24 protein-coding genes are annotated in these 23,048 nt (G+C 70.8%); 11 read left to right on the top strand and 13 right to left on the bottom strand.

All coding sequences use genetic code 11. The features are described from left to right. The first annotated feature begins 6 nt into the window (after positions 1-6). Complete coding sequence (locus MRBLWH11_RS07490) at positions 7-1,329, top strand: MATE family efflux transporter (RefSeq protein WP_341947364.1); 1,323 nt, start codon at positions 7-9, stop codon at positions 1,327-1,329. Positions 1,330-1,445: 116 nt separating this feature from the next. After that, positions 1,446-1,724: a hypothetical protein gene (locus tag MRBLWH11_RS07485; protein ID WP_116634023.1), complete on the top strand. Its 279-nt coding sequence runs from the start codon at positions 1,446-1,448 to the stop codon at positions 1,722-1,724. 30 nt (positions 1,725-1,754) lie between these two features. On the opposite strand, the gene MRBLWH11_RS07480 is transcribed toward MRBLWH11_RS07485, so the two are convergent. Then, on the bottom strand, positions 1,755-2,222 hold the full coding sequence (locus tag MRBLWH11_RS07480; RefSeq protein WP_116634022.1) for a VOC family protein: 468 nt from the start codon (positions 2,220-2,222) through the stop codon (positions 1,755-1,757). Positions 2,223-2,292: 70 nt separating this feature from the next. Then, positions 2,293-2,943 carry a TrmH family RNA methyltransferase gene (locus MRBLWH11_RS07475; RefSeq protein WP_341947362.1) on the bottom strand — a complete coding sequence of 217 codons (651 nt, stop codon included), beginning with the start codon at positions 2,941-2,943 and terminating at the stop codon, positions 2,293-2,295. A 125-nt stretch (positions 2,944-3,068) separates the two neighbouring features. Here MRBLWH11_RS07475 and MRBLWH11_RS07470 point away from each other — a divergent pair, with 125 nt between their 5' ends. From MRBLWH11_RS07470 to MRBLWH11_RS07460, 3 genes are read left to right on the top strand one after another with little or no spacing between them, the layout of a single operon-like run. Beyond that, complete coding sequence (locus tag MRBLWH11_RS07470; RefSeq protein WP_341947812.1) at positions 3,069-4,343, top strand: Nramp family divalent metal transporter; 1,275 nt, start codon at positions 3,069-3,071, stop codon at positions 4,341-4,343. A gap of 52 nt (positions 4,344-4,395) precedes the next feature. Beyond that, the gene (locus MRBLWH11_RS07465; protein ID WP_116633792.1) at positions 4,396-4,695 is read left to right on the top strand and encodes a hypothetical protein; all 300 of its coding nucleotides are present in this window, start codon (positions 4,396-4,398) and stop codon (positions 4,693-4,695) included. Positions 4,696-4,717: 22 nt separating this feature from the next. Continuing rightward, positions 4,718-5,350, top strand: a complete 633-nt coding sequence (locus MRBLWH11_RS07460) for a metal-dependent transcriptional regulator (protein WP_341947361.1) — start codon at positions 4,718-4,720, stop codon at positions 5,348-5,350. Positions 5,351-5,373: 23 nt separating this feature from the next. Here MRBLWH11_RS07460 and MRBLWH11_RS07455 read toward each other — a convergent pair whose 3' ends face one another. Together MRBLWH11_RS07455 and MRBLWH11_RS07450 are read right to left on the bottom strand one after the other, a co-directional pair. Further along, positions 5,374-6,837: a Na+/H+ antiporter NhaC family protein gene (locus MRBLWH11_RS07455; RefSeq protein ID WP_341947360.1), complete on the bottom strand. Its 1,464-nt coding sequence runs from the start codon at positions 6,835-6,837 to the stop codon at positions 5,374-5,376. 16 nt (positions 6,838-6,853) lie between these two features. Beyond that, positions 6,854-8,470, bottom strand: coding sequence for an amidohydrolase (locus MRBLWH11_RS07450; protein ID WP_341947359.1), 1,617 nt, complete (start codon positions 8,468-8,470; stop codon positions 6,854-6,856). A gap of 63 nt (positions 8,471-8,533) precedes the next feature. Between MRBLWH11_RS07450 and MRBLWH11_RS07445 the strand changes: the two genes are divergently transcribed. The 4 genes from MRBLWH11_RS07445 to MRBLWH11_RS07430 are packed head-to-tail and all read left to right on the top strand — an operon-like array spanning position 8,534 to position 10,791. Further along, positions 8,534-9,220 carry a helix-turn-helix domain-containing protein gene (locus tag MRBLWH11_RS07445; RefSeq protein ID WP_341947358.1) on the top strand — a complete coding sequence of 229 codons (687 nt, stop codon included), beginning with the start codon at positions 8,534-8,536 and terminating at the stop codon, positions 9,218-9,220. Positions 9,221-9,229: 9 nt separating this feature from the next. Next, a complete protein-coding gene (locus tag MRBLWH11_RS07440) occupies positions 9,230-10,042 on the top strand; it encodes an HAD-IIA family hydrolase (protein WP_116633790.1) in 813 nt (270 codons plus the stop codon). 3 nt (positions 10,043-10,045) lie between these two features. Next, positions 10,046-10,627, top strand: coding sequence for a YdeI/OmpD-associated family protein (locus MRBLWH11_RS07435; protein WP_341947357.1), 582 nt, complete (start codon positions 10,046-10,048; stop codon positions 10,625-10,627). Then, on the top strand, positions 10,624-10,791 hold the full coding sequence (locus MRBLWH11_RS07430) for a hypothetical protein (protein ID WP_341947356.1): 168 nt from the start codon (positions 10,624-10,626) through the stop codon (positions 10,789-10,791). The genes MRBLWH11_RS07435 and MRBLWH11_RS07430 overlap by 4 nt, the downstream gene beginning before the upstream one ends. A 9-nt stretch (positions 10,792-10,800) precedes the next feature. On the opposite strand, the gene MRBLWH11_RS07425 is transcribed toward MRBLWH11_RS07430, so the two are convergent. The 9 genes from MRBLWH11_RS07425 to MRBLWH11_RS07385 all read right to left on the bottom strand — a co-directional run bounded on the left by MRBLWH11_RS07425 (position 10,801) and on the right by MRBLWH11_RS07385 (position 20,727). Continuing rightward, entirely contained in the window at positions 10,801-12,432 is a 1,632-nt protein-coding gene (locus tag MRBLWH11_RS07425) for an ABC transporter ATP-binding protein (RefSeq protein ID WP_341947355.1), read from the bottom strand. Then, complete coding sequence (locus tag MRBLWH11_RS07420) at positions 12,429-13,538, bottom strand: serine hydrolase domain-containing protein (RefSeq protein ID WP_341947354.1); 1,110 nt, start codon at positions 13,536-13,538, stop codon at positions 12,429-12,431. Before MRBLWH11_RS07420 ends, MRBLWH11_RS07425 begins: the two co-directional genes overlap by 4 nt. Continuing rightward, positions 13,535-14,674 (bottom strand): enolase C-terminal domain-like protein, encoded by a 1,140-nt coding sequence (locus tag MRBLWH11_RS07415; protein WP_341947353.1) that lies wholly within the window; start codon positions 14,672-14,674, stop codon positions 13,535-13,537. Before MRBLWH11_RS07415 ends, MRBLWH11_RS07420 begins: the two co-directional genes overlap by 4 nt. Continuing rightward, the gene (locus MRBLWH11_RS07410; RefSeq protein WP_341947352.1) at positions 14,671-15,159 is read right to left on the bottom strand and encodes a GNAT family N-acetyltransferase; all 489 of its coding nucleotides are present in this window, start codon (positions 15,157-15,159) and stop codon (positions 14,671-14,673) included. The genes MRBLWH11_RS07415 and MRBLWH11_RS07410 overlap by 4 nt, the downstream gene beginning before the upstream one ends. Then, positions 15,156-16,349 carry an anhydro-N-acetylmuramic acid kinase gene (locus tag MRBLWH11_RS07405; RefSeq protein ID WP_341947351.1) on the bottom strand — a complete coding sequence of 398 codons (1,194 nt, stop codon included), beginning with the start codon at positions 16,347-16,349 and terminating at the stop codon, positions 15,156-15,158. Before MRBLWH11_RS07405 ends, MRBLWH11_RS07410 begins: the two co-directional genes overlap by 4 nt. Continuing rightward, entirely contained in the window at positions 16,349-17,254 is a 906-nt protein-coding gene (gene murQ, locus MRBLWH11_RS07400; protein WP_341947350.1) for an N-acetylmuramic acid 6-phosphate etherase, read from the bottom strand. The genes MRBLWH11_RS07405 and murQ overlap by 1 nt, the downstream gene beginning before the upstream one ends. Then, positions 17,251-18,138 (bottom strand): ABC transporter permease, encoded by an 888-nt coding sequence (locus tag MRBLWH11_RS07395; RefSeq protein WP_341947349.1) that lies wholly within the window; start codon positions 18,136-18,138, stop codon positions 17,251-17,253. The genes murQ and MRBLWH11_RS07395 overlap by 4 nt, the downstream gene beginning before the upstream one ends. After that, positions 18,135-19,106 carry an ABC transporter permease gene (locus tag MRBLWH11_RS07390; protein ID WP_116633782.1) on the bottom strand — a complete coding sequence of 324 codons (972 nt, stop codon included), beginning with the start codon at positions 19,104-19,106 and terminating at the stop codon, positions 18,135-18,137. The genes MRBLWH11_RS07395 and MRBLWH11_RS07390 overlap by 4 nt, the downstream gene beginning before the upstream one ends. A 73-nt stretch (positions 19,107-19,179) precedes the next feature. Continuing rightward, positions 19,180-20,727: an ABC transporter substrate-binding protein gene (locus MRBLWH11_RS07385; RefSeq protein ID WP_116633781.1), complete on the bottom strand. Its 1,548-nt coding sequence runs from the start codon at positions 20,725-20,727 to the stop codon at positions 19,180-19,182. Between the two features lie 168 nt (positions 20,728-20,895). Here MRBLWH11_RS07385 and MRBLWH11_RS07380 point away from each other — a divergent pair, with 168 nt between their 5' ends. After that, positions 20,896-21,798: a MurR/RpiR family transcriptional regulator gene (locus MRBLWH11_RS07380; protein WP_116633780.1), complete on the top strand. Its 903-nt coding sequence runs from the start codon at positions 20,896-20,898 to the stop codon at positions 21,796-21,798. Further along, positions 21,795-22,940 (top strand): hypothetical protein, encoded by a 1,146-nt coding sequence (locus MRBLWH11_RS07375; protein WP_341947348.1) that lies wholly within the window; start codon positions 21,795-21,797, stop codon positions 22,938-22,940. The genes MRBLWH11_RS07380 and MRBLWH11_RS07375 overlap by 4 nt, the downstream gene beginning before the upstream one ends. The last annotated feature ends 108 nt before the right edge of the window (positions 22,941-23,048 follow it).

Raw genomic sequence — 23,048 nt, 5'->3', positions numbered from 1 at the left:
CGGAAGATGACCGCGCGCCGCTCCCTCAATCGAGAGATCCTGCGGCTCGCCGTTCCCGCGCTGGGCGCTCTGATCGCGGAGCCCGCCTTCCTCATCGTCGACGCGGCCCTGGTCGGGCATCTGGGCACCACGCCGCTCGCCGGGCTCGGCATCGCCGGGGCCGTGCTGCAGACGATCGTCGGCCTGATGGTCTTCCTTGCGTACTCGACCACCCCGGCGGTCGCTCGTCGCTTCGGCGCCGGCCGACCCGGCGAAGCCGTGACCGTGGGAGTGAACGGGATGTGGCTGGCTCTCGCGCTGGGCGCGGCGCTCGCTGTCGTCGGCACCGTCGCATCGCCGTGGCTCGTCTCGCTGTTCGGTGCGGGGGAAGCCGTCGCCGAACAGGCGAACGCCTACCTCGTCATCTCGATGTGGGGGCTGCCGGCGATGCTGATCGTGTTCGCCGCGACCGGCCTGCTGCGCGGGATGCAGGACACGGTGACGCCGCTGTGGATCGCCGGCCTCGGATTCGGCGCCAACGCGCTGCTCAACTGGCTCTTCATCTACGGGCTCGGGTGGGGCATCGCCGGATCCGCCGCGGGCACCGTCGCCGCGCAGTGGGGCATGGTCGCCGCGTACGTGCTGGTCGTGCGCCGGCTCGCCACCCGGCACAGCGCTTCGCTCCGTGCACAGCGGGCGGGCATGCGCAGCACCGCCGCCTCCGGCGGCTGGCTGTTCCTGCGCACCGTGAGCCTGCGCGTCGCCCTCCTCGTGACGGTCGCCGTCGCCACGGGCATCGGGACCGAGGAGCTCGCCGGCTGGCAGATCGTCTTCACCATCTTCTCCGCCGCGGCCTTCGCGCTCGATGCGCTGGCGATCGCCGCGCAGGCCCTGATCGGCAAGGAGCTCGGAGCCGGCGACGAGAAGCAGGTGCACCGAGTGCTCGGCCGCACCGTGGCCTGGGGTGCGTGGTTCGGTCTCGCGGTCGGTGCGCTGATCGCCGCGAGCTCGGGGGTGCTCGGCCTCGTCTTCACCGGCGACCCGGAGATCGCGGCGCTCGTGCAGCCGGCGCTGATCCTGCTGGCCGCCGCGCAACCCGTCGCCGGCATCGTGTTCGTGCTCGACGGGGTGCTGATGGGGGCGAACGACGCGCGGTACCTCGCGATCGCCGGTGCCCTGAACCTCGTGCCGTTCCTACCCGTGCTGTGGATCATCGCCGCGGTCGGCGTCGACGGCAGTACCGGCCTCGTCTGGCTCGCGCTCGCGTTCTTCGGCGTCTATCTGCTGGCACGTCTGGCGACGCTGGGCTGGCGCGTGCGGTCAGGACGCTGGCTCGCTGCCGCCGTCTAGTCCTCCACAGCACCAGAGAAGGACGAGTTCTTAAGAGTCTGCGGGGTCAGCGATATACAACGTTCCGATGCGTGGAATCCTCGATGAGAGCAAGTCACACTGGGGGGATGCTGGGGATGAACGAACCACAGATCTGGACACTGATCGGCGTCTTCGCCGCAGGGATGTTCGGGACGATCACACTGATCTCGACGATCTTCCTGCGAATGATGCAGAACGGATTCGACGGGTTGCGCACGGAGTTCCGGAGCGAGTTCACCTCCGTGCGCACGGAGTTCCGGAGCGGATTCGACGGCGTGCGCTCGGAGGTCAAGGCCGTGCATGGCCGAATCGATCACCTTGATCGCGACGTCAACGCGATCTATCGGCACCTCTTCGGCATCGATCGCAGCTGAGCGACCTCACGCCTGGGCGCCGCGTCTCGATCAGGCGATCTCGAGCTCCGCGATCACGATCTTCTTCATGTGCATGAGCGCCTGGATCTGCTCCGGGCGCTGCTGCAGCAGATCGAGGCCGGCGGGGACCACCTGCCAGCTGACGCCGAACCGGTCCTTGCACCACCCGCACGCCTCCGCCTCCGGAACCGCGGAGAGCGCCTGCCAGTAGTGGTCGATCTCGGCCTGGTCGGCGCACTCGATCACGAAAGACACGGCCTCGTTGAACGTGAACGCCGGTCCCCCGTCGATGCAGCCGAACCGCGTGCCGTTCAGCGTGAACTCGCCGTTGATGACCTTGCCGCCCATGCCCTCGAAGTGCTCGCTGAGGTTCTCATCCGGGTAGAGCGTCACCTGGTCGATCGACGAGTTCGGGAACACGGAGACGTAGTACTCCATCGCCTCCTGAGCGGAGTCGTGGAACCAGAGATAGGGACGGATGGGCGTAGGGCCTGCCATGTCGACCTCCTCGATCGGCACTCACGCTACGCCCGCGGGCACCGCCTGTCGAGGGGGTTCCTCCGCACGATCAGCTGGCGTATCTGCGGCACCACTCGTACATGATCACGGCTGCCGCCGCGCTGGCGTTGATCGAGCGGGTCGAGCCGTACTGCGTGATCTCGATATGGGCGGATGCCGCGGCGAGAGCCTCCGCCGACAGCCCGGGACCCTCCTGACCGAACAGCAGCACGCAGGTCTGCGGAAGGTCGGCGCGATCCACGGGCACCGCGCCGTCGACGTTGTCGACCGCGATGATCGGGATGCCCTCGGCGGCCGCCCACGCCGCGAACGTCTCGACGTCCTCGTGATGCACGACGTGCTGGTAGCGGTCCGTCACCATCGCACCGCGCTTGTTCCAGCGGCGGCGCCCGATGATGTGCACGGTGTCGGCGAGGAACGCATTGGCGCTGCGCACGATCGAGCCGATGTTCATGTCGTGCTGCCAGTTCTCGATCGCGACGTGGAACGGATGCCGCTGGGTGTCGAGATCCGCGACGATCGCCTCCATGCGCCAGTAGCGGTAGCGGTCGATGACGTTGCGGGTGTCCCCCGCCGCCAGGAGCTCCGGGTCGTAGCGGTCGCCGTCGGGCCAGGCATCCTCACCACCCGGCCACGGGCCGACGCCGTACCCGGGCTGCGCCACCGAACCGGTGTGCCCGTCGGGCGTCTGCTCATCCATCACGCCAGGCTATCCGGCGGCACAGATGTCGGCCGACACGTGAACCCAGGCAGGCACCGTTCCCACTTTTAGGTGCACCGAAAACACGCTATGGTTTCGGTGTGCCTAAAAATTCTCCGTCGGTGCTGACGCCGTCCCCCCGTACCGCTCCCCGCACCACCGCGCAGCGCAGCCTGTGGCTCCTCGGACCCGCTCTCGTCGCGGGTGTCGCCTATCTCGACCCCGGCAACGTCGCGAGCAACATGACGGCGGGAGCCCAGTACGGCTACCTGCTGGTGTGGGTCGTGCTCGCCGGGAACGTGATGGCCTGGCTGATCCAGTACCTCTCGGCGAAGCTCGGTGTCGTCACGGGCCAGAGCCTGCCCGAGGTGCTGGGCTCCCGGCTGCGGCGGCCATGGGCACGTCGCGCGTACTGGCTGCAGGCCGAGCTGGTCGCGATGGCGACCGATCTCGCCGAGGTCATCGGCGGCGCGGTCGCCCTGTACCTGCTGTTCGACATCCCGCTGCTGCTCGGCGGCCTCATCACCGGAGCGGTGTCGATGATCCTGCTGGCGGTGCAGAGCCGTCGCGGCGCACGCCCGTTCGAGTTCGTCATCATCGGCCTCATGGTCATCATCACCGTGGGCTTCGTGGCGGGCGTGTTCGTGGCTCCGCCGGACCCCGCGGGCGTCGTCGGCGGCCTCGTGCCCCGATTCGAGGGGACAGGATCGGTGCTGCTCGCGGCATCCATCCTGGGTGCGACGATCATGCCGCACGCCATCTACGCGCACTCCTCGCTCGCCCGCGACCGTTTCGGCGCCACGACCGCCCACGCGGGCGACGAAGCGGTGCGCACCGAGACCTCGCGCATCCGCCGTCTCCTCACCGCGACCCGCTGGGACGTCTCGATCGCGATGGTCATCGCGGGCTCGGTGAACCTCGGCATCCTGCTGCTGGCCGCGGCGAACCTCGCCGGCGTCGAGGGCACCGATTCGCTGGAGGGCGCGCACGCGGCCCTCGCCGCCGGTCTCGGTCCCGTCGTCGCCACGTTCTTCGCCGTCGGCCTGCTCGCCTCCGGCCTGGCGTCGACCTCGGTCGGCGCCTACGCGGGCGCCGAGATCATGCACGGCCTGCTGCACGTGCGCGTCCCTCTGCTCGCGCGCCGCCTGGTGACCCTGATTCCGGCGCTCGTGATCCTCGGGATCGGCGTGGACCCGACCCTCGCCCTGGTCCTCAGCCAGGTCGTGCTGTCGTTCGGCATCCCGTTCGCGCTCATCCCCCTGGTGGCGCTCACCGCGCAGCGCCGCACCCTCGGCGCCTGGACCAACCGGGTGTGGACGACGGCAGCCGGGATCGTGGCATCCGTGCTGCTGATCGCGCTCAACGGGGCGCTGCTCTGGCTGGTGCTCACCGGTGCCTGAGACCGGAGGCAGCGGGACGAGAGGGGTCTGAGGCGCGGATAGGCTCGATGTCATGTCCGCCGACACCGCCCGCCGCAACGTCCGCCTCCTCAGCTGGAGCGGACTCGCCGCCGGCGTGATCGGCGCCCTGCTGATCGCATTCCCGCAGGTGCTGCCGGTCGGCGGGCCGTGGGTGCAGCTCGCGCTCGGCATCGCGACGCTCGTACTGTCGTTCCGCGCCCGCCGGATCGGCATCGCCCAGGTCTCCGACTACGACGGACGTCTGTCGCTGGCGGCGGCGCTCCTCGGCTTCCTCGTCATCTTCTTCGCCGGGCAGGTCGCCTGGGGCGTGCTGGTCGCGGTCGCGAACTGACCCCTGATTTAGACTGACTCCCGTGGCTTCCCCCGCAGCAGACGACTACCTGAAGACCGTCTACGCCCACACCGAATGGCAGGACGCCCCGATCACCCCGTCGGTCCTCGCGGGGAAGCTCGGCATCGCCCCCTCCTCGGTCACCGAGATGGTGAAGAAGCTCGCGGCCGCAGGTCTCGTCTCGCACGTGCCCTACGGCGCCGTGCGGCTGACGGATGCCGGAACGCAGCGCGCCCTCGCGATGGTGCGCCGCCACCGCCTGATCGAGACGTGGCTCGTGCGCGAGTTCGACTACGGCTGGGACGAGGTGCACGACGAGGCCGAGGTGCTCGAGCACACCATCAGCGACCGGCTGCTCGAGGGCATCGACGAACGTCTGGGCCGCCCGCGGTTCGACCCGCACGGCGACGCGATCCCCGATGCCTCCGGAGCGGTCGAGCGCGAGCCCTTCGTCCTGCTGGCGGATGCGGAGATCGGGCACGTCGGCCGCGTACTCCGGGTGGACGACCGCGATCCGGACCTGCTGCGAGCACTGGAGGGTGCGGGCGTCGAGATCGGCACCACGCTCACCGTGACCGTCGCCGGCGTGCGCCTGGACGGCGCGGACACCGCGCTTCCGGATGGCAGCCCCGACGTGGTCTGGCTCTCGGCCTGACGAAGGCCGGCGGTCGGCCGCGCTCAGGCTCCGATCACGCCGACGATGAGGTACATCACGAACGACAGGCCCGCCGCGATGCCCGCGTACGGCAGGATCGCGAGCATGAGGTTGTGCGGCTTGATGCCGATCGAGCGCGACGCGAGGATGATGCCGTCACCGTAGAGGCAGGTCGTGCTGCCCAGGGCCGCCCCGGAGAACACGGCGGCGCCCGCGAGGATCGGGTCGGCGCCGAGCGCGATCGCCAGCGGGAGCACGACCGGGGTGATCACGGCGGCGAGATCCCAGAAGGAACCGGTCGCATAGGCGTAGATGCCGCAGACGGCGAACACGATCGCGGGAAGCAGCGCCGGTGTGAGCACGGGCTCCGTGACGGCGATGACCCAATCGGCGAGGTGCAGCGAGAGGTTCATCTCCTGCACCATGAAGGCGAGCACCGTGAGCACCGCGACGAACAGCATGCTCTCGATGCCGGCGAGCGCTGATTCCAGCACCTCGCGGATGCGCAGGCGCCGCTGGATGAGCGTGATCACGATCGTGACGACCAGGGCGGCCGCCGTGCCCTTCACGACGTTCGCCTCGGTCAGGATCGTGACCCCGACGAGGGTGACCATCGCCAGCAGGAAGGGCCAGGCCTGCGGCCGCTTGACGGCGGCCTCGGTCTCGAGCGCCACCGCGACGCGCTGAGCGGTCGAGCCGTCGGCATCCGTCGCCCGGATCTCCTGAAGGAGGACGGCACCCTCGGCCTCGCGCTCCTCCGCGGTCGTGCCGAGCGGGAACACGTCGCCGTCGCGTTCGGCACGCACGGCGTCGCGCTTGATCGCGCCGATCCGGGGGAGCCACCCCGCGCTCATCAGGAACGCCACCACGATCGCGATCCAGCCGAAGAAGATGTACGGGATCGCCTGGAGATAGGCGCCGAAGCCGGATCCCCCGACGGTCACGCCCTGCACCTCGAAGAGGCCGGAGAAGAACAGCGCCCAGGTCGAGAACGGCACGATCACGGCGATCGGCGCTGCGGTCATCTTCATGATCGACCCCAGCTGCGTGCGGGGCACGGCGTAGCGGTCGGTGAGGGACTTCAGCGATGTGCCGACGGTGAGGACGTTCAGGTAGTCGTCGACGAAGAGCACCACCGAGAGGAAGAACGTCAGCAGGGTGGACTTCCGCCGCGAGTTCACGAACCGCTCTGTCCACCGCGCGAAGTCCGAGACGATCCCGGAGCGCTCGAACAGTGTGATCAGGATGCCGAACAGCACCACGATCAGCAGGAGCCACTGGGCCGTCTCGTTCGCGAGCGACTTGCCGAAGTACTCGACCCAGGTGTCGAAGGCGCCCCAGCCGGTCAGCAGCACTGCTCCGACGAGGGTGCCGCAGAACAGCGCGAAGAGCGTCCGGCGCGTCAGCACGGCGACGAGCAGGATGACCAGGATGGGAAGCAGCACGAAGCCGCCGACGGCCGGGAGTGTTGTCGCCTCAGCGAACATGTTCACCTCGTTGTGATCAGGAGACGACGAGGCCGCCGACGGCGGTCTCGGACACGGGAACGTCGACGAGTTCGTCGGCGGAGACCTGGAGCGGATCGGCATCCCACGCCGCGTAGTCGGCGCGGTACCCCGGGGCGAGCCGACCGAGATCGACGTCGCCCTGGGCGCGCGCCGCGCCGACGGTGTAGCCGTGCAGCGCCCGGTAGGCCGTGAGGCGCTGCTCCGGTTCGAACACCGGAGCATCGGGAGCGCCGGGCCGCCGACGCAGCATCGCCCAGGCGAGGCCGATCCTCGCGTCGTTCTGCGCGATCGGCCAGTCCGAGCCGAGGGCGACCGGCGCGCCGGCCTCCCAGAAGTCGCGCACCCGCCACGCCCGCGCCGCACGCTCGGGACCCAGGCGGTGCGCCCAGTCGTCCGCGGCGTCGGCCTTTCGCCACTGCAGGTGCAGGGGCTGCATCGAAGCCGTGATGCCCGCGGCGGCGATGCGCGCGACATCGCGATCGGCCGTGGTCTCGAGGTGCTCGATGCGGTGCGGGGCCCCGTTCGCGGCTCGAGGCCCGGCCTGCAGATACGCGTCGACGGCGCTGCCGATGGCGCGGTCGCCGATCGCGTGCGTCGCCACCTGGAATCCGGCCCTGGCGTACTCGCCGACGGTGCGCGCGTAGGCCGCGTGGTCCCTCCAGAACGGCTCGAGGCCCGCTCCCGCGGTGTCCGGCTCGTAGAGCCAGGCGGTGCCGGTCTCGACGACGCCGTCGGCGTAGAGCTTGACGAGTCCCCCGCGCCAGTGCGCTCCGCCCAGGTCGCGCACCGCGAGGTTCGCCGCCATCCGCTCGGCATCGAACGACGGCTCGTGGTCGACGGCCGACACGATGCGGATGGGGAGGCGCGCGCTCTCATCCAGCTCGCGCAGCAGGTCGAGGGTGTCGAAGGATCCGTCCATGATGCATCCGCCGGTGAGACCGGACGAGCCGAGGCCGCGCAGCAGCCGATGCGTCGCGTCGAGCGTCTGCTCGCGGCTGAGCGCGGGGGCGGCGAGGCGCACGGGCTCGTAGGCCGACATCTCCCGCAGCTCACCCGTGGGCGCGCCGTGCGCATCGACCATGATGACCGAGTTGTCGGAGAAGTCGCGCCTGCCGGTGATCCCGCCGCGGATCAGACCCGCGGAGCTCGCGAGAGCCGTGTGCCCGTCGTACATCACCAGCAGGGCGGGCAGGCCGCGCACCGCATCGTCGATCGCAGCCGCCGTGCAGGGCAGCGCATGGAACACGTCGTAGTCGAGATTCCAGCCGCGCACCCAGGGGTCCGCGTCCTCGGCCAGCGCGCGGTCCGCCTCGGCGCGGAGGGCGGCGAGGAGGGCGCGGGCCTCGGTGATCCCGCCGAGATCGGCTCCGACCGTGAGCTCGAGCCCCTGGATCGGATGCAGGTGCGCGTCGATGAGTCCGGGCGTCAGGGTCTTCCCCCGATGGTCCCGGACCTCGGTGGCCGCCCCGCGGAACTCGGCGACGGTCGTGTCGTCGCCCACGGCGAGGATGCGGCCGTCTCGCACAGCGAGCGCGGAGGCGACCGGGCGACGCGGATCCATGGTGATGATGCGCGCGCCCGTGATGATCACGTCTGCAGTGACAATGGTCATGGCGGGAGCTCCCGACAGGGGTTTAATTGAATGAGTTTCAATAAAGTAGCAGAGAACGGGTCCATGACAAAGCAGCAGCGCAGCGCCGGTCGCCCGAGCGCCACCGTCCTGTCCGAGGAGAAGATCCTCAAGGCGGCGTTCCGCGTGGCGGGATCACGTGGACCCGCGCAGTTCACCATGACCGCGCTCGCCGCAGCGCTCGGCGTGCGGACGTCGGCGCTGTACCACCACTACGCGAACCGCGATGCGGTGATCCGCGGGATGCGGGCGCGCATCGGCCGGCTCACCGATCTCGCGCCGCTGCGCGAGGCGGATGCCGCGGACGCACTGTTCGGATGGGGCGCCAGCTATCGCGAGGCGCTGCTCACCGCACCGGGGGCGATCGTCCTCCTGGCGACCCTCCCCATCGACGCGGATCGGGAGTCCTTCGTGCAGTACGAGGCCGTCACCGATCGACTGCTCGCAGCCGGCTGGCCTGCCGCACGGACCCTCGACACGATCGTCGCCCTCGAGTCGTTCATCATCGGCTCCGCGCTCGACGCGCTCGCCCCCGGGGACAACATGTCCCCGGGGGAGCTGGCCGACGAGTTCCCCCGCTACGCCGAGTCCGAGCGCCTCCGCGCGGGGGCCGGCGATGACCCCGCCGCGGCGACCTTCCGCATCGGGCTGCGGGCCCTCATCACCGGCCTCGCCGCCTGGGCCGTCCCGTCCGCGGACATCAGACCTCCGGCGGTCACCCCCTCCCTCTAGGCTGGGCACATGGCCCAACGAGACGACATCGAATGCTGGCTCACCGACATGGACGGCGTGCTCGTCCATGAGAACGACGCCATCCCCGGAGCATCCGAGCTGCTCGCCGGCTGGGAGAGCGCCGGCATCCCGTACCTGGTGCTCACGAACAACTCGATCTTCACCGCCCGCGACCTCTCCGCCCGCCTCCGCACGAGCGGACTGCATGTGCCGGAGGAGCGCATCTGGACCTCGGCCCTCGCGACCGCGTCGTTCCTGCAGCAGCAGCTCCCCGGCGGCTCGGCGTTCGTGATCGGCGAGGCCGGCATCCTCACCGCCCTGCACGACGCCGGCTTCATCATGACCGAGACGAACCCCGACTTCGTCGTCGTCGGCGAGACGCGCAACTACTCCTTCGAGGCCATCACGAAGGCCATCCGCCTCATCATCGGCGGCGCGCGCTTCATCGTGACGAACCCGGATGCCACGGGCCCGAGCGCCGACGGCCCTCTGCCCGCGACGGGGGCGATCGCCGCCCTCATCACGAAGGCCACGGGCAAGGAGCCGTACGTCGTCGGCAAGCCGAACCCGATGATGTTCCGCTCCGCTCTGAACAAGATCGGCGCGCACTCGAAGCGCACCGGCATGATCGGCGACCGCATGGACACCGACGTGGTCGCCGGCATCGAGGCGGGCCTGCACACCGTGCTGGTGCTCACCGGCATCAGCGACCAGGCCGAGATCGAGAAGTATCCGTTCCGCCCCGACGAGATCGTGCAGTCGGTCGCCGACCTGCTGCCGCGGATCACCGACACGATCACGACGGTCAAGACCAAGAAGTGACCCGTGGGCGCGCTTGACGAGGGCGAACGGATCCGCGCGGCGGATGCCGCCGCATGGCGCGCCTGGCTCGAGGAGAACCACGAACGCGCGGCCGGCGTCTGGCTCCTGAGCGTGCGTGGCACGGACTCCGGCGGCGTCGGCTACGAGGATGCCGTGCGGCAGGCGCTCTGCTTCGGATGGATCGACGGCCCGGTGCGCGTCTTCGACGAGGGAGGCAACGACCGCGCCAACGGGCAGTGGTTCTCGCCGCGCCGCCCCGGCAGCGGATGGGCGGCGACCAACAAGGCGCGCATCGCCCTGCTCGAAGCGGAGGGGCTGCTCGCGCCGGCCGGCATCCGTGTCCTGGAGGTCGCGAAGGCGAACGGGTCCTGGACGGTGCTCGACGGGCCGGAGGCCGGGATCGAGCCCGACGAGTTCGCGGCAGCGCTCGACGCCGTGCCCGCGGCGCGCGAGAACTGGGACGCGTTCCCGAAGTCGGTCAAGAAGTTCGGCCTCACGCACATCGCGATGGCGAAGCGGCCCGAGACGCGGTCCGCCCGGATCGCGAAGATCGTTGCGGATGCCGCGGAGGGGAAGCGTCCATGAACCAGAGCGACGTGCTGTTCCTCGTCGTCTTCCTGATCCTGCTCAGCTCGCTGACGGTGATCATCGTGCAGTTCGTGCGCTCCCGTCGCCGCGGCGGGTCGGACGAGGGCGGGGGCGGCAACTGGTGGGAAGGCCCCTGGGACGACGACGACCGGAAGCGCTGACCGCAGCGCTCAGGAGGCGAGCGAGGCCCCCGGGATCGCCGCCAGCAGCTCCTTCGTGTACGGATGCTGCGGATCGTCGAAGATGCGCTCCGGCGTTCCGCTCTCCACGACGACGCCGCGCTGCATGACGTGCACCTCGTCGGAGATCATCCGCACGACCGCGAGGTCATGGCTGATGAACAGGTAGCTGAGCCCGAGGCGGCGCTGGAGGTCGGCGAGCAGGTCGAGGATCTGCGCCTGCACCAGCACGTCGAGGGCCGACACCGCCTCGTCGAGGACCACGAGCTCCGGCTCGAGAGCGAGCGCCCGGGCGATGGCCACGCGCTGCCGCTGTCCGCCGGAGAGCTCGTGCGGCAGGCGCTCGGCCATCGCCGCGGGAAGGGCGACCTGCTCCAGGAGCTCGAGGACCCGGGCGTGCCGGGTGGCCGCGGTGCCGATGCGGTGCACGCGCAGCGGTTCCGCGATCGACTGCTCGACCGTGTACCGCGGGTCGAGCGACGCGTAGGGGTTCTGGAACACCGGCTGGACGCGCCGCCGCAGGGCGAAGAGCTCCTTGCGCCGCAGACCGGTCAGGTCGAGACCGTCGAACAGGATCGATCCCGAGGTGACGTCCTCGAGTCCCAGCACCATGTTCGCGGTCGTCGACTTGCCCGAGCCCGACTCCCCCACGATCGACACGGTCGTGCCGCGGCGGATCGAGAAGCTCACGCCGTCGACGGCGGTGAAGGTCTGCGGCTCCCCCGGCTTCGGCGAGCGCAGCGCGAACTCCTTGCGGAGGTCGCGCACCTCGACGAACGGCGTCTCCGACGCGACCGTCTCGCGGAGCGGGAGCGGATCGCGGCGCGACGCGAGGCTGGGGGCTGCGGCGAGGAGCTGCCGGGTGTACTCGTGCTGCGGGTTGCCGAGCACCTCCGCGGAGGTGCCCTCTTCGACGATCTTCCCGCGGAACATCACGACGATGCGGTCCGCCCGCTCGGCGGCGAGCGCCAGGTCGTGCGTGATGAGGAAGACGGCCGTGCCGAGCTCGTCGGTCAGCTCGTCGAGCTGATCGAGGATGCGGCGCTGCACCGTGACGTCCAGCGCGGAGGTCGGCTCGTCGGCGATGAGCAGCCGGGGCGTGCAGGCGAGCCCCATGGCGATCAGCACGCGCTGGCGCATGCCGCCGGAGAACTCGTGCGGGTACTGGCGCGCGCGGTTCGCGGCATCCGCGATCCCCACCATCTCGAGCAGCTCGACGACGCGGGCCGTCGTGGCGTCGCCCGTCGTGCGGCCGTGCACCTCGAGAGCCTCGCCTATCTGATCTCCGACCCGCATGAGCGGGTCGAGGTTCGACATCGGGTCCTGCGGGACGAGGCCGATCCCCGCGCCGCGCAGCGAGATCATCGCGTTCTCGCCCAGCTCGGTGAGCTCGCGCCCGTCGAAGCGGATGCTGCCGGCGGTGATCATGCCGTTGTCCGGGAGGAGCCGGTTGACGGCCGCGGCCGTCGTGGACTTCCCGGATCCGGATTCGCCCACCACGGCGACCGTCTCTCCCGCGGCGACGTCGATGCTGACGTCGCTGATCGCGGTGACCAGCTCGGAGCCGGTCCGGAAGGCGACCGCGAGGCCCTTGATGCTCAGCACGGGCTCGGTGTTGCTCATGGTGTTCTCGTTCCTTCGGTTTCACGGGAAGTCGCGGTGTCACGGGATGCCTGGTCGCCCAGGAGTGCGGGGAGAGCCGATCGCCACAGGGTCTCTGTCGTGGCAGGCTCGGCCGCGAGGAGGCGGTTGCCGAGCATCACGACGGCGGTCGATGCGCCGGGGATGATGCCGAGGGCGCAGCCGGTGAAGCCGGGGTGCCACAGCATCCGCTGCTCGTGGCCGTCGACCCGCACCGTGTCGCTGCGCCAGCCGAGCGCCTGGCCGGGGTCGGGTCCGTCGCGGAACAGGTCGGCGACGGCATCCGGATTCCACAGATCGGCGTGCTGCCCGGGATCGGCGAGGGCGGCGCCGAAGGCGAGCAGGTCGTCGGCGGTGCTGAAGAGTCCCGCGTGCCCGGCGATCCCGCCGAAGGCGTGGAAGCAGTTGCCGTCGTTCGCCGCACCGGTGATCTCCTCCTCGCGCCAGGCAAAGTGGCGACGCGAGGTGAGGATCGGGTAGGGCTCGCCCGTGGCCACCATACGGCGCTCCGCGATGTCGCCGACCGCGGTCGAGGCGACCGGCGGCGCCACGGGCCCGAAGCCCGTGCGGTCGAGCCCGAGCGGCGCGGTCACGAGATCGCGGACGGCGGCGTCGAGCGGCATGCCCGTGACGGCGGCGACGATGCGGCCGAGCAGCAGGAAGCCGAGATCGGAGTAGTGGCGCCCCTCGTCGAGTCCGTAGCGCAGGGGCAGGGCATCCATGGCGGCGACCGGGTCGCGCGGGTCCAGGTAGAGCGGCTGCCATTCCCAGAGACCGGCACGATGCTGCAGCAGGTGGCGGAGCGTCGTCCGCGGCGCGCACGCGGTTCCCGGGAGGAACCGCGAGACGAGGTCGTCGAACCGGAGCTCGCCGCGGCCGACCAGCCCGAGAAGGGCCGTCGTGGTCGCGGCCACCTTGGTGACGGAGGCGATGTCGAAGGCGGTCTCCACCGTCATCGGCGTTCCCGCGAGGTCGGCACGACCACCCGCGGCCACGTCGCGTCCAGCGGGCGACGTGATGCCGACCACGACCCCGGCCGGAGCGGAGCGCTCTGCCATCACGGCCTCGACGGCCTGCGCGGCGCTCATGCGCACACCCCCTGGTGGACCCGGATGTCGGCGAGGACATCGGCGTCGGCGTCGGACGCGAGCGCGTCGATGCCGAGACCGCACCCGTCTCCGAGCATGAGCACGTCAGCCTCGGAACGGATGCCGCCCGTGACGGGCGACCGCTGGAGCCAGAGCGCCGCGTCGAGATCGTGCACGACCTCGGGGGCCAGGGCCGCGGCGAGGTGCGCGGTGGCGGTGACGCCGACCGGCGACTCCATCATGCAGCCGAACACGACGCCGAGTCCGTGCTCCCGAGCGGCGCGGGCCGCGGCGACGGCCTCGGCCGGCCCGCCGGTCTTCGCCAGCTTGATGTTGACCAGGTCGGCGGCGCCGCGTTCGGCGATCACCCGGACATCACTCTCGGTGCGCACCGCCTCATCGGCCATGATCGGGGTGCCGACCGCGGCCGTGACCCCCGCAAGGCCCTCGATGTCGGGCGCCGCGACGGGCTGCTCGACCAGCTCGATGCCGAGTCCCTCGTCTTCGCAGGTGCGGATGATGCGGATCGCGGTCGCGACGTCCCACGCCTGGTTCGCGTCGATCCGCAGCGACACCTCAGCCCCGACGGCCGCCCGGACCGCCCGCAGCCCCGCCACGGTGTCGTGATCGGCCGAGGCCTTGATCTTGAGGCAGCCGAACCCCGCCGCGACGTGCGCGATGGCCTGCTCCGCCAGTTCCGCGGGGGCGGCGGTCGACAGCGTCATGTCCGTGCGGAGGCGCGACGGCGCCGTCGCGCCGTTCCCCAGAAGCGCCTCCGCGACGGACAGCCCCCGCTGCCGCGCGGCGAGATCCGCGACCGCGCAGGCGACCGCGCTGCGAGCGGCCGCATTCCCCCAGATCGCCCGCGCGAGGTCGTCGGCCAGCGCGGGGTCCCCTGCTCCCCGTCCGCCGACGATGTCACCGAGCGGACCGGCGACGGCGGCGGCGACGCTCTGCGGGCTCTCCCCCGTGACCCGCCAGCTCACCGCCGCCTCGCCCCAGCCGACGCGGCCGTCCGCATCGGTCGCCTCGACGAGCACGACGTCGAGGCGATCCGTGCGGCGCACCGCCGTGACGAAGGGCCGCACCAGCGGCGACGACACCCGCAGCACGCGCATCCGCTCCACGACGCTCATGCCCACTCCCTGCGCATCCGCTGCTCCGGCTCGCCGAAGTCGGACTGGGTGCGGGTCGCTCCGTCGGTATGCCAGCCGCGGGACTCGTAGAAGCCGATGGAGGGTGCGTTCGCCGCGAAGACCCAGAGGGTGGCGGCATCCGCTCCGGCCGCGCGGAGCGCCTCGCCGGCGGCCGACAGCAGCGCGGTGCCGACCCCGCCGCCGTGCGTGCGCGGCGAGACGTACAGGGAGTGCACCGCCGCCTCGCCGTCACTCACGGCGTAGCGGGTCAGACCGACGACCTCGCCGTCGCGCTCGGCCACCAGCACCTCGCCGACCGGATCGGCCAGCACCCGTCCCCACAGCGCCTCCGCGCGCTCATCGGTCATGGCGTCGATCGCGGATGCCGGCAGGATGCCGCGGTAGCTCTCTCGCCAGCATCCCAGGAACACGCCGAGCACCCCGGACAGGTCGTCCGGGGTCGCAGGGCGCACCTCGACGTTCACGATGCCGCGGCCTCCGCGAGGCTCAGAGAGTCGATGCCGGAGACCGGCTGCGGCATCACGAGCGGGCCGGCGCCCGGGGTGATCGTGCCGAGGATGCGCGGCTCCCTGGCCCCGGTCCCGCCGGGGACGATGGCCGAGACGCCGTGCATCGTGCACCAGCCGATCAGCGCGAGGAGGATCGCCTCCTTGCTGTCGGCCGGGGCGCCGAGCTCGTCCGCGAGGACGACCCGCGTGCCCGGCAGAGCGGCGCGGAGTCCGTCGAGGATCAGCGGATTGCGGCATCCGCCGCCCGACACCGCGAGGAACTCGATGCCGGCCGCGGCCACGTCGCGGGCGACGGTCTGCACCGTGAGCTCGGTGAGGGTGCGCACGACGTCTTCGACCGCGATCTCGCGCCCCTGCACCGCGAGGTGCTCGAGCACGTAGCCGAGGTGGAAGTGCTCCTTGCCCGTGCTCTTCGGCGGAGTCAGCGCGTAGTACGGGTCGGCGAGCAGCGCCGCGAGCAGGGCGTCGTCCACGCGGCCCGTGCGCGCGATCCGGGCGTCGTCGTCGTAGCCGAGCGGGTTGAGCCCGTGCTCCACGATGACCGCGTCGACGAGCGCGTTCGCCGGACCGATGTCGTACGCGACGAGGCCGTCGGGGCGCACCACGGTCATGTTCGAGATGCCGCCCAGGTTCAGGGCGGCCGAGACGCCGGCGTGTGTGCGCAGCAGCAGCTCGTCGAGGAAGGAGACCAGCGGAGCGCCGTGGCCGCCGGCCGTGATGTCGCGGATGCGGATGTCGGAGACGACGGGTACGCCCACCCGCTCGGCGATCCAGGCGGGCTGTCCGATCTGCAGCGTTCCGAGCGCATGCGCGCCGTCGACCCAGTGGTACACGGTCTGTCCGTGCGAGCAGATCGCGTCGACGCCGCCGACCTCGGCGGAGATGTCGGCGGCGACCTCGGCGAACGCCTGCCCGATGAGCGTGTCGAGCTCGGCCACCTCGGCGAGCGTGGTCTGCGCGGGCGGAAGCGCCGCGATCAGCCGGGCGCGCAGCTCGGGGGTGTACGGGACGCTCGTCGAGGCGAGCACGCTCCCGCGGAGGTGGACGCCCCGGGTCGACGACCCATCGCCGTCGATCGTGAAGTCCACGACCGATGCATCGATCCCGTCGTGCGAGGTGCCGGAGATGAGTCCCAGGACGCGCATCAGTTCTCCTCCAGTGCTGTCCGCAGCCGACCGTCGGCGGCGGTGATCCGTGCGGTGGCCGCGGCGAGGTCCTCGCCCCGGCGGAGCATGATCGACGCGATCTTCACGTCGTAGCCCGCCGTCTCGAGCGCGCCGACCGCGGCATCCCGATCGACGCCCGCGATCGACTGCACCATGCGGGTGGCGCGCTCGCGGAGCTTGTGGTTGGTCGCCTTCAGATCGACCATGAGGTTGCCGTAGGCCTTGCCGTTCCGCACCATGACGATGGTCGAGAACATGTTGAGCACGAGCTTCTGCGCGGTACCCGACTTGAGGCGCGTCGACCCGGAGAGCACCTCGGGGCCGACCTCGACCTCGATGCCGTGCTCCGCCGCCGCACTGAGCACGGTGCCGGTGTTGCAGGACAGCCCGACGGTCAGTGCGCCGCGCTCCCGCGCGCGCCGGATCGCGGCCACCACGTAGGGCGTGCGTCCGCTGGAGGCGATGCCGATCACCGTGTCGAGCGGGCCGATACCCGCCTCGTCGATCGCGGCGCTGCCGGCGTCGGCGTCGTCCTCCGCGCCCTCGACCGGGTTCACGATGGCTCCCGGTCCGCCTGCCATGATCGCGAAGACGAGCTCCGGCGGCGTGCTGAACGTCGGCGGGCACTCCGAGGCGTCCACGACGCCGATGCGGCCCGGCGTGCCGGCGCCCACGTAGACGAGCCGACCGCCGCGAGCCATGCGCTCGGCGGTCGCCTCGATAGCCGGCACGATCTGCGGGAGTGCCCGCTGCACGGCGCCCGGCACCGTCGCATCCGCGTCGTTCATAGTCTGCGCGAGCTGGGCGACGCTCATCCGGTCGAGTTCCGCGTACCGGGGGTCGCTCGCCTCGGTGGCGAGTCCGCCGAGATCCTCCAGGGTCATCGCTTCCCCCTGTTCCGCGGGTCGAGGCTGTCGCGCAGTCCGTCGCCGAGCAGGTTCAGACCGACGACGAGCAGGACCACGATCACACCCGGGGCGATCATCGTCCAGGGGGCGATCGTCACGAGCGTGCGCGCCTCGAAGATCATCGACCCGAGCGACGGCGCCGGCGGCGGGGTGCCCAGGCCGAGGAAGCTCAGCGACGCCTCGGTGAGCACGGCCCACGAGAGCGAGAGCGTCACCTGCACGATGATGATCGACGTGATGTTCGGAAGCACGTGACGGAACATCGTGGCCATCCGGCTCTGCCCGGTGCTCTTGGCAGCCTTGACGTACTCGACCTCGCGGAGCGACAGCACGGGACCGCGGGTCACGCGGATGAAGATCGGCACGTAGACGATCGCGATCGCCACCGCGATCGTGAACCAGTTGCGCTCGAAGACCGAGGCCAGCGAGAGCGCGAGCAGCAGCGGCGGGAACGCGAAGAGCACGTTCGTGACCGCCGTGATCGCACCGTCGGAGAAGCCGCGGTAGAAGCCCGCGATGAGACCGCACACCGTGCCGACGACCGTGGCGAAGGCGACGGCGACGAGGGAGATGAGGGCGGAGTTCGCGACGCCGGCGGCGACGCGGGAGAACACGTCGCGGCCGAACTGATCGGTGCCGAACCAGTGCACGCCCGAGGGCGGCTGCAGGCGCGACGGCGGGTCCTGCGCGAGCGGGTCGAACGGCAGCAGTCCGAATGCCGAGACGATGCTGAGCACACCGAGGAGGACGACGATGATGAGCCCGGTGAGACCGCTCCTGCTGCGCAGCAGCAGCCGGACGCGCTCCATCGTACGCCCGCCACCGGGAGCGAGGGCGGGGGTCTGAGAGATGTCGGTCATGCGGCACGTACCCGAGGATCGATGACCCGGTAGAGCAGGTCGGTGAGCAGGTTGACGATGACGAACGCGAGCGCGATCACCAGCACGGTGCTCTGCACGAGCGCGTACTCCTTCTGCTGGATGCCGAGGAGCACCTGGCGGCCGATGCCGGGAAGCGAGAAGATCTGCTCGACCACGACGGCACCTCCGAGGAGGTAGCCGAACTGCAGGCCCGTCATGGTGACGATGGGGACGAGCGCGTTGCGCAGCACGTGCCGGATCTGCAGGCGACGCGGCGGCACGCCCTTCGCCCGGGCGGTGCGGATGAAGTCGTTGGCGCGGATCTCCAGCACCGCGGTGCGCGTGGTCCGCATGATCGGGGCGGCGATGCCGAAGCCGAGGACGATCGACGGGAGCAGCATCTGCTGGAGGTTCAGCAGCGGGTCCTGGAACAGAGTGACGAAGCCCTGACCGTTGGGGTTGAACCCGAACGAGGAGGCCAGGATCGCGAGGAGCGCGGTGCCGAGCAGGAACGCGGGGATCGAGAGCCCGGCGAGCCCGACGACCTGGCCGAAGCCGTCGCGGACCGAGTCGGGCTTCGAGGCGGAGAGCATGCCCAGCGGGATGCCGATGGCGAGGGCGATCACGATCGAGAAGATCGCGAGCTCGAAGGTCACCGGCAGTGCGGCGAGCGTGAGGTCGAGCACGCTGGTCTGCGCCCGCGACGAGAAGCCGAGGTTGCCGGTGAAGATGTTGCCGAGCCACGAGAAGAACTGCACGAACAGCGGCTGGTCGAGACCGTAGTAGGCCTCGAGCGCGGCGCGCTGCGCGGGTGTGAGGGCGGCGGCCTCGGTGCCGAGGCCCGAGCTGATCTGGTCGCCGGGGATGGCGCGCAGCATCAGGAAGACGAAGACGGCCACGCCGAGGAGCGTGCCGAGGGCTGCGAGGATGCGGCGCAGCACGGTGTTGCGGAGGATCTGTCTGAACATGCGAGTGTGAGGCTGCCTGTCGTCGGGGAGGAGGCGGCGCCGGCCGGTCGTACGCCGGCGCCGCCTCCGTCCGCTACTTGATGGAGGTCGTCCGCAGGTACTGCAGCGAGCCGTTCACCATCGGAACGAAGCCGTCGACGGACGACGCCGTCGCGGTGTAGGTGTAGCTGGTGAACAGCCAGATCCACGCGGCGTTGTCCTCGAGGTTCTCGGAGACCTGCGCGTAGATCTCCTTGCGCTCGTCGGCATCCGCCGTCTGACGGCCCTCGGCGAACAGCGCGTCGAGCTCGGGCGAGGAGTAGCCGGCGACCTTGTTCAGGTTCCCGGTGCTGGTGAAGTACCGGCCGTACATGCCGTCGGGGTCGGGGCGTCCGCCGTTGAGGGCGACGGCGGCATCGAAGTCCGCGGCGATCCAGCGGTCGACGAACGCACCGGACTCGAGCACCTCGATCTCGAGGGTGATGTCGGCGTCGGCGAGCTGGGCCTTGAGGTTCTGCGCCTCGTTCACCGAGGTGGCGTACTCGCCCTGCGAGACGATCGCGTTGATCGTGACGCCGTCCTCCTTGCCCGCCTTCTTCAGGTACTCCGCCGCCTTGTCGAGGTCGCGCTCGGGGCACGGGCGCGCGTCGGGGTCGGACTTGTACGCGGGAGAGGTGATCGGCCCCGTGACCTCGCCCTCGCCGAGGGCGGCGGTGTCGAGGACTTCCTGGCGGTCGATCGCGCACTGGATCGCGAGACGCACGTTGACGTCGGCGAGGTCGCCGCGCGTCGCGTTCAGCTGCAGGGCGTGGTAGCTCAGCTGCGGCGTGGTCGCGACCTCGACGTTCGCGCCCTCGGCGGTCTGGGCGACCAGCGGGTCGTCGAACACGGCGAGCTGGACGTTGCCGGACTGCATCGCCGAGACGATCGAGGACTCGTCCGGGATGACGCGGAACTCGACGGTGTCGAGCAGCGCGGCGTCGCCCCAGTAGTCGTCGTTCTTCGCGAGCGTGAGCGACTGGCTCGGCGCACGGTCTTCGAGGACGAAGGGCCCGGTGCCGTTCGGCGTGGTATTCAGCGCCTCCTCGGTGTCGTCCGAGGACAGCATCGCCATGTTGATCACGGCGAGGTTGGCGGGGAGCGCGGCGTCGGGTGCGCTGAGCGTGAGGGTGACGGTCGTCTCATCGGTCGCCTCGACGGCCGTCACCGAGGCCAGCGAGCTGCGCGCCACGGCGGCGGTGGCCTCGAGGGCGATCGCGTCGAGCGAGTACTTCACGTCCTCGGATCCGAAGGTGCTGCCGTCGGCGAAGGTTACGCCCTCACGGAGCTTGAGGGTGACGGTGAGCCCGTCCTCCGAGACGTCCCAGGACTCGGCGAGCCCGGGGACGACGTTGAGCTCCTCGTCGAACTCGGTGAGCGTGCCGTAGAGGTTCTGCAGGACGTTGACGGCCTGGAACTGCGTGGCCTTCCAGGGGAACAGGGTGTCCGGGTCGCTGGTGACGCCGATGACGAGATCGCCGCCGGCTGCACCCTCGGAGGGGGACGGATCGGATGCCGGGGCGGAGCACCCGGTCATGACGAGGGCGAGGATGGCTCCCGTCGCGGTGAGAGCGCCCAGTGACGCCCGCCGTGCTGTGCTCATTGCTGATTCCTCCTGCTGGCTGGGACGCGTCGCCGTGGCGTCGGGGAGGCGCTTGCGCCTGCTCGCCCGCGAACATCGTCGGTCTTGGTGGTACCAAAAGTACACGAAAGTCACTTCTTATGTAACAGAAGTTCCTCTAGTGTTATGAAACATCGATCGGAGACCTCCATGCCCCATCACGCCGCCCTCGACGACGCCGGCGGGCACCCTGTTCTCGTGCGCATGCGCGCGATCCGCCCCGAGCTGCGCCCCAGCGAGCAGCGGATCGCCGACCTCTTCCTCGCGAGCCCCGCCGAGACGGCAGGGCTCTCCATCGCCGAGCTGGCGCAGCGCTGCGACACCTCGACCACCTCGGTCGTGCGCTTCTGCAAGCGGCTCGGCTACGACCATGTGCGCGAGCTGCGCAACCACGTGCTGCGCGACGTCGAGCGCGAGACCTTCGACACGGCCGCGCTTCCCGACGTCTCGGGTGACATCGACCGCAACGACACCCTCGCCGACATCGTCGCGAAGGTCTCGCTCGCCGAGACGCTGTCTCTGGCCGACACCGCCAAGGTGCTCGACACCGACGCGCTGCGCGCGGCCGTCGACGCGATCACCTCCGCGTCGAGGGTCGACATCTTCGGTGTCGGCGCGAGCTCGATCGTCGGGCTCGACCTGCAGCGCAAGCTCACCCGCATCGGCCGGACCGCCCTGGACTGGTCCGACCCGCATGCCGCGTGGACATCGGCCGCCACGCTCGGTCCCGGCAACGTCGCGATCGCGGTCTCGCACAGCGGCTCGACGACCGACACGATCGAGTTCCTCCTGCTCGCCCGCCGCGCGGGAGCGACGACGATCGCGATCACGAACCACGCCGGAGCCCCCCTCGCCGACCAGGCCGACATCGTGCTCACCACGGCGGCCAGGGAGACCGGGTTCCGCTCCGGGGCCCTCGGCAGCCGGATCGCCCAGCTCATGGTCGTCGACTGCATCTTCATCGGCGTCGCCCAGTCGAACTACGACCGCTCGATGGAGGCGCTCCGCGACACCTACGCCGCCGTGCACCGCGTCAGAGCGGGCGGCGCGTGACGAGCAGCCGCGACCGCACGGGGCTCTTCGCCGCCTTCGCGGGCCTCGGCGTCACGGCGTCCTTCGTCCCCGCGGTGCTGCCGGCGGCCGAGCGGGCGATCGGGACGGCGCTCAGCGTCGCCGTCCCCGCGCTCTTCGCCGGGCTCCTCGTCGGCGTGCTGCTCTCGGGCCCCCTGCTCGTGCGGCGCCCTCCGCGGACCGCACTCATCCTCGGCAGCGCGCTCCAGGCCGGCGCGATCCTCGCCGCGGCGTGGGCGGGCCACCCCGCGGTCTTCATCGCTGCGGCAGCCCTGGCCGGACTCGGGTTCGGTCTGGTCGAAGCGGCCGGTTCCGTCGCGGCGAAGGCCGCAGCAACCGGCAGCGCCACCGGGCTGCTGAGCGCACTCATGGGGACCGTGGCCGTCTGCGCCGCCGTCACCCCTCTCGCCGTGGCCGCCGGAACCGGGGCTCTGCCCGCGCTGAGCATCCTCGCCGTCGTCCCTCTCGTGACGATCGTCCTGCTCGCCGGAGGGCGCGCGCCGTCGACACCCGCCTCGGACACCCCGACGCGTCGAGACCTGCGCGGGCTGACGGCGCTGCTCCCGTTCGCGGTCGCCCTGCCGCTGTACGTCGGCGTCGAGACCGTGCTGTCCGGATGGTCGGCGGTGATCCCCGAGCGGGCTCTGGCGCTCGAACCCGCGGCCGCGGCCCTCGGCACGTCCGCCTTCTGGGCGCTGATGGCACTGGGCCGCTTCGTCGCGGCAGCCCTCCGCCGCGCTTCCGTTCCACCGGTCGCGATCCTCGCCACCGGCACGATCGGTGCCGCGGGCCTGATGGCCACGGCCGGAGTGCTCGTCGGCGACACCCCCGTCGGCGCACTCGTCGCCCTCGCGGCATCCGTCGTCCTGCTCGCCCCGAGCTACGGCCTCATCCTCGGGCTCGCGCTCGATCGGCTCGATGCGGTGCGCAGCGCCGCGGTGACGGGCGCCCTGGTGGCATGCGGCGCGATCGGCGGCACGTTCGTCCCGAGCCTTGTGCTGCTGATCGGCCGCGACCCGGCATCGAGCACGACCCTGATCATCTCGGCCGCGCTGTGCGCCGTCGTCCCGGTGCTGGTGCTGATCGCCGCAGGGGCACAGCAGAGGACCTCCGCGACGAACTGAGCGGCGGGACTTTTCCTCCACAGCGAGGCAGATTCGTCACGTCGTCCACGATCGCTGAGCCTGAATTTTTCCTGGTCACAGAGAATATCGGTTTCTTCGATAACCTGC

The sequence above is a fragment of the Microbacterium sp. LWH11-1.2 genome (assembly GCF_038397745.1).
In the GTDB taxonomy this organism is placed as follows: domain Bacteria; phylum Actinomycetota; class Actinomycetes; order Actinomycetales; family Microbacteriaceae; genus Microbacterium.
This window is presented reverse-complemented; position numbering and strand designations above follow the sequence as displayed.